At 67.1% G+C, this 6136-nt stretch carries 6 protein-coding genes; 2 read left to right on the plus strand and 4 right to left on the minus strand.

What is annotated here, in order from left to right; all coding sequences use genetic code 11:
* The 4 genes from GSQ87_RS14170 to GSQ87_RS14185 form a co-directional block, all read right to left on the minus strand.
* Positions 1 to 1629 (minus strand): VirB4 family type IV secretion/conjugal transfer ATPase (locus tag GSQ87_RS14170; protein ID WP_254062967.1); only part of this gene is annotated, 1629 nt, incomplete at its 3' end.
* A 4-nt stretch (positions 1630 to 1633) separates the two neighbouring features.
* Complete coding sequence (locus GSQ87_RS14175; protein WP_158916034.1) at positions 1634 to 1921, minus strand: type IV secretion system protein VirB3; 288 nt, start codon at positions 1919 to 1921, stop codon at positions 1634 to 1636.
* A 4-nt stretch (positions 1922 to 1925) separates the two neighbouring features.
* On the minus strand, positions 1926 to 2252 hold the full coding sequence (locus GSQ87_RS14180) for a TrbC/VirB2 family protein (RefSeq protein WP_254062969.1): 327 nt from the start codon (positions 2250 to 2252) through the stop codon (positions 1926 to 1928).
* A 2-nt stretch (positions 2253 to 2254) separates the two neighbouring features.
* Positions 2255 to 2884 (minus strand): lytic transglycosylase domain-containing protein, encoded by a 630-nt coding sequence (locus tag GSQ87_RS14185; protein ID WP_174241439.1) that lies wholly within the window; start codon positions 2882 to 2884, stop codon positions 2255 to 2257.
* Positions 2885 to 3287: 403 nt separating this feature from the next.
* On the opposite strand from GSQ87_RS14185, the gene GSQ87_RS14190 reads away from it, so the two are divergent.
* Positions 3288 to 5699, plus strand: coding sequence for a S9 family peptidase (locus tag GSQ87_RS14190; RefSeq protein WP_174241440.1), 2412 nt, complete (start codon positions 3288 to 3290; stop codon positions 5697 to 5699).
* Positions 5700 to 5814: 115 nt separating this feature from the next.
* The coding region (locus GSQ87_RS14195; RefSeq protein WP_216839320.1) for a hypothetical protein at positions 5815 to 6136 on the plus strand (322 nt) is incomplete at its 3' end.

A 6136-nucleotide genomic window follows, 5' to 3' on the forward strand; every position in this document is an offset into this window, starting at 1 on the left:
CTCGGCCACCGCGGCCAAATCCTCGGCGTCCAGCGGCGTCGCGGAATTGCCCTGCAGCAGCTTGCCGACCCAGTCGGACAGGAAGCGGCGGTTGGCTGGCGTCTCGGGCAGCAACAGCGGGTTCAGCCCAGTCGTCGCACCGGGCCGCAGCACGTCGTAGCGGCCGCCGATGGCGCGCAGGAAGATCTCCGCCCCCCGATCCTTGTCGAAGAAGATGGTGCGGGGCGCAAACCGCTGGGCCTGGGCCAGCAGGAAGCCCAGCACCACCGTCTTGCCCGAGCCCGACGGCCCGATCACGGTGAAGTTGCCAAGGTCCCCGACGTGGAAATTGAAGTGGTAGGGACCGGCCGAGGTGGTCTCCAGCAGGGTCACCGCCTGGCCCCAATGGGTCCCCTCGGCCTGGCCGACCGGGAAGTTGTGGCAGCTGGCGAGGCTTGAAAAATTGGACGACGAGACCATTGCCCGCCTGGCGATGTCCTTGAAGTTGCCGGGGAACTGCGCCCAGAAGGCCGGCTCCAGATTGACGTCCTCGCGCACCGCGATCACGCCCAGCTCGGTGAAGGCCGACTGCACCTCCGCCGCCGCCAGGTTCAACGCGCCCAGGTCCTCGGCCTTGACCATCACCGTCAGGTGGTGCTCGCCGAAGGCCGCGCGGCCGGCGGCGACCTCGTCCTTGGCGGCGCCCAGTTCGCGGCGCAGGCTCAGCGCCTCGTCGTCGGCCGCCCGCATCCGGCGCAGCGACAGGTTCATCCGTTCCAAGGTCGCCTGCCGGTCGACGAAGCCGAAGCTCTCGCTCAGCACCATCTCGAAGGGCAGGCGCAGCAGGTCGTCCAGCATCCCCGGCGTCGTCTGGGCCGGATAGTCCTTCACCGAGACCATGGCCGCGAAGCTGCGCGGCAGGCCGCCGGCCGCGCCCAGCTCCAAGGCGTCCGGCCCGAAGCTGATCCGGCGATAGGGCAGATACAGGCCGAGGTCCGACTGGGGCAGCCGAACCGGGCGCACCTCGCCGTTGTAGAGCAGCGACAGGAACTCCAGCGGCTCTGAGCACAGGCCCTGGGGCGCGTCGTAGGCGGTCAGCGTGCGCGCACCATAGGCCGAAAGGGCCGAGACCAGGCCTTCGCGCGCGGCGTTCAACGCGCCAAGCTCGCGCACCTGGGCGGCGGCGGTTTCGCGCGGATCGACCCCGCGCGCCTTGCCGAACAGGTCGCCCAGGAACCCGGCCCGTCCCTGCAACGGGCGGCGCACCAGGGTCAGGAACAGGTCGTTGACATAGAGCCGCCGGGTGGAGAGCCGCGCTCGCCAGGCCTCGTCGAGGAAACGGCTGAAGCCCTCGGGGAAGACGCCGTCGAATTCGGGACGCACCTCGCGCCGCACCACGTGGTGGTAAAGGGCGAAGCGGGAATTGGCGACGCCGCGCAGCATCGTGTCGCGGACGCCCTTGCGGTAGTTGAGCTCCTCGCTGTCGGCGGTCTCGAACGGAAAGCCGGCGAGCTTGAGCACCTGGATCAGCCGCCCGTCGCGGGTCTCGATAGTGGCGTCGTCCACATGGCGCGCATAGGGCAGCCGCTGGCCCGCCGGCTGCTCGCGGCGCGGGTCCGGCCCGTCGGTGCGCGTGGCCAGCACGGTCATAGGCTCAGGCCGAATACGAATTGCAGCGCCAGAAGCGGGCGTTCTTCACACGCGGGCAGCGGCTCGCCCGCACCAACCACAGGTCGAAGAAGCGCGGCTCGCGCAGGCAACCGTAATAGCCGACCAGATGCAGCACGCCCGCCATGGGCAGAGCCCAGAACGAATGGGTGATCAGGAACAGCTCCATGGTCGCCACCGCGTTCAGCACGAACCAGCTGTAGGTCACGCCCGCGAACATCTGCGGCCGGGTCAGGGCGCCGAACACCGGGTCGCGGTCGAGCGGGGCGGCCACGCCCTCACTGTCCCGTGGAGATGGAGCGGATACCGGCGACGATGGCGCCGGCGCCGAAGACGATGAAGCAGCCCAGGATCACGGTCGCGCCCCGACGCCAGTCGATCCGCCCGGTCAGCATCAGCAGGCCCGTTGCGCCCACTGCGATCACCGCCAGCGCGGTCGCAACATTGCCCAGCAGTGTGCCCTGCAGCCAGTTGACCGCGTTCAGGACGACATTGGAGCCGGCGGGGTCCAATTGCGCCGACTGGGCGTGGGCCACGCCCGCCGCCATCATGACCGCAACGGCGCCCAAAGCCCCTCTCGCCGCCTGCATCCGATATTGCTTCATGCTCACCTGTCCGCCTGTTCCGCACGCCGGCTGAGCCGGTCCAAGATCGCCGCCACGTAGGCCTGCGTCTCCCTGTAGGGTGGGACGCCGCCATAACGGTCCACTGCGCCGGAACCGGCGTTGTAGGCCGCAAGCGCACGCACCATGTCGCCATCGTAGCGCTTCAGCAACCGCGCCAGATAGGTGGCGCCGCCACGATAGTTTTGCCGGCTGTCGGCGGGATCGACGCCCAGGCCGCGCGCGGTGGCGGGCATCAGCTGCATCTCGCCGATGGCGCCCGTTCGCGACACCAGTCCCCGCCGCAGCCCGGATTCCCGCCAGGCCACCGCTTCCACCAGGTCCGGACTGAGCGCAGCCAGGTCGGCCGCCTGCTCCAGCCCCGACCGGCTCGCTACGCCGCGTTCGGACTTGAACGAAAGGACTGGGCGTCGGCGCGACCCGGCCTTGCCACGCAGGTGGCGCGGCGCGGCGGCAGGCGGGATGGAAACCGCACCTGCGGAGTCGAAGACGGCAGGTCGGTCGTACACCGTCACGGCCCCGCCTACGCCGATCTCCAGCACCTGGGCCCGCGCCGAACCCGCCAGAACCAGACCAAGCAGCGCGCCCGCGAGGCCCGGCTGGGGCAGCATCATTCCAGAACACAGAGCCAAAGCGCGACGGGCGGCGGCGTTACCCATTGGTCGCCAGCATCGAATGATCGAACGCCAGGCATCGCGGAATGCATCCGAAAATGAGCAAAGACAATCGATCCGATTAGTCAAGAATGAGAGGACATGGCCAAGCCCATCATCAAACCAACTAAGCTGCGAAGCATCTGATTGGTTGGAAGCCGTTTCACGTTATCCGGCCCTTGTTACCCTTTTATAACAGCTCACCCTGAATGTGACATCGGTGTTCGGCCCGATCAAAAGCCGTCTCGCGGGCCTTTTCGCCTCGTCGCACGGCGCCGACGCCGATCCCCTGTGCGCCGATCAAAATCATCTTGAATCGTATACCGTTTACGTCGGTAATGGTGGCGCTTGTTTGGGGGTCGTCATGCGCCGTAGATCTTTCCTCGCCGCCCTTCCTGTCGCCACCGTCGCCGCCCAGGCGGTCGCCGGACGCGCGGCCGTCGCAGAGCCTGCAGCTCCCCCTCAGCCGCAGACGCCGCCTGCCGCGCCCACCGCGTCTGCCGCCGCGGCCCAGCCGACGGCCACCGACTACGACCACGCGCTCAGCCTGCGCGACCACTGGATGTGGCTGACGGAGAACCTGGCCGACCCGGCGACCTGGGTCGAAAAGACCAACCGTTTCCACTATCGCAAGACCGTCCCCGGCGGCTTCCAGTTCATCATCACCGATGCGGCGACGCTGCAGAAACAGCCTGCCTTCGACCACGATCGGCTGGCGGCCTCGCTGGGCAAGGCGGCGAACGACAGCTTCACCGGCCTGCGCCTGCCCTTCGACAGCTTCCATTTTGTGGACGGCGGCAAGGCGATCGAGTTCACCTGGGACGAGGCGAGCTGGACCTGCCATCTGGCCGACTACGCCTGCGTCAAGCAGAAGCCCGGCCGGGGCCACCAGCCGCGCGGCTTCGGCGTGGTGCGCGACCTGAAGATCCCCGCCGACAACAAGCCCAAGCGCTCGCCCGACGGCAAGTGGGAAGCCTTCGTGCAGAACCACAACATCGTCGTGCGCCCGACCGGCGGCCCGGTGGTGACGATCCTCAGCACCGACGGCAGCGACGGCGACTTCTACGATCCGGACTCCATCGCCTGGTCGCCGGATTCGCTGAAACTCGCCGCCTATCGGGTGCGGCCGGGTTTCCGCCGCGAGGTCCACCGGGTGGTCTCCTCGCCCAGGGACCAGGTTCAACCGGAGATGGAGGTCCAGCTCTATCCCAAGCCCGGCGACCTGGTGGACTTCAACCAGCCGGTGCTGTTCCACGTCAGCCCCGCCAAGCAGGCGTCGATCGACAACGCCCTGTTCCCCGAGCCCTACATCATGTCGCGCTTCCTGTGGCGCGACGACAGCGCGACCGTCACCTTCGAATACACCCGCCGCGGCCACCAGATGGTGCGCCTGCTGGAAGTGGATGCGATGAGCGGGACGCCTCGCGCCCTGATCACCGAGACCTCGCCCACCTTCGTCAACAACGAACGCCGCTTCCGCCACGACGTGAAGAAGGGTTCGGCCGAGGTGATCTGGCTGTCCGAGCGCGACGGCTGGAGCCACCTGTATCTGGTCGATGGTAAGACCGGGAAGGTGAAGACCCAAATCACCAAGGGGAAGTGGATCGTCCGCGGCGTCGAGAAGGTCGACGACGATAAGCGCCAGATCTATTTCTCCGCCGGCGGCATGTATCCGGGCAAGGACCCCTACTTCCAGCACTACTATCGGATCGACTTCGACGGTCGCAACCTGACGCCCCTGACCACGGTGGACGCCTATCACGACGTCGCCGTCTCGCCGGACATGGCCTATTACGTCGACACCTATTCGCGCATCGACCTGGCCAATATCTCCGAGTTGCGGCGCACGGCGGACCGCTCGCTGGTGGCCACGGTCGAGCAGGGCGACATCTCCAAGCTGCTGGCGGCCGGTTTCAAGCCGCCGGAAGTGTTCACCGCCAAGGCGCGCGACGGCAAGACCGACATCTGGGGCATAATCGTCCGTCCACTGAACTTCGACCCCAACCGGCGCTATCCGGTGGTCGAGAACATCTACGCCGGCCCCCACAGCTCGTTCGTGCCCAAGACCTTCTGGCCCTTTGGCCTGCACTCCGGCGGCGACAAGGTGATCGGCATGCAGGCCCAGGCGGAGATGGGCTTCGTGGTGGCCCAGATCGACGGCATGGGCACCTCGAACCGCTCCAAGGCCTTCCACGACCTATGCTGGAAGAACATCAAGGACGCCGGCTTCCCCGACCGGATCGCCTGGTGGAAGAGTGCGGCGTCCAAGTATCCCCAGCTCGACGTCAGCCGGGTCGGCATCTACGGCGGTTCGGCCGGCGGACAGAATTCGCTGGCGGCGCTGCTGTTCCACCCGGACTTCTACAAGGTCGCGGTCTGCTACGCCGGCTGCCACGACAACCGGATGGACAAGATCAGCTGGAACGAACAGTGGATGGGTTGGCCCCTGGACGAGAGCTATTCGGCCTCGTCCAACACCGATAACGCCTGGCGGCTGAAGGGCCAGGTGGCGCTGCTGGTGGGCGAGCTGGACGAGAACGTCGATCCGTCCTCCACCCTGCAGGTGGTCAACGCCCTGATCAATGCGGACAAGACCTTCGACCTGCTGGTCGTGCCGAACTTCGGCCATACTGCCGGACGCTCCAGCGGCCCGGTCCGCTACGCCCTGCGGCGCCAGTACGGCTTCTTCCTGAAGCATCTCGTCGAGGCGGACGCCCCAAATTGGAACGCGGCGTCGAGCGCCTCCCCGCCCCCTCAGGCCGCCGCGATCGGCTGATTTTAAGGGATTGGTAAGACCTCGCCTGATTCTTGCAGAGCGCTTGGACGCAACCCACACCGTCCCAAAGCGGCCCCAGATGTCCCCGACGCCCACGAGCGTTAGCTGCCGAGAGATGAGCCAGGACGATATCGTCCGCGTGGCCGATCTCATGACCGCTGCGTTCTGCTGGCCGCGCGAGCGTTGGCTGGACGCGCTCACGGCGATGCGGGACCGCGAGAGTCCGGCGGGTTATCCACGCTTCGGCTATGTGCTGGAACACGAAGGCGTGGTCGCTGGCGTGATCCTGACCATCTTCGCCGCCGTATGGTCGGAAGGGATCGAGACCGTCCGTTGCAACGTCTCCAGCTGGTATGTGACGCCGGAGTTGCGCGGCTTCGGCGCGCGGCTGACACGGCGGGTGCTGAAGCACCGCGACGTCACCCTGATCGACGTCT

It is taken from the genome of Caulobacter sp. S45 (assembly GCF_009765965.1).
GTDB lineage: Bacteria > Pseudomonadota > Alphaproteobacteria > Caulobacterales > Caulobacteraceae > CAHJWH01.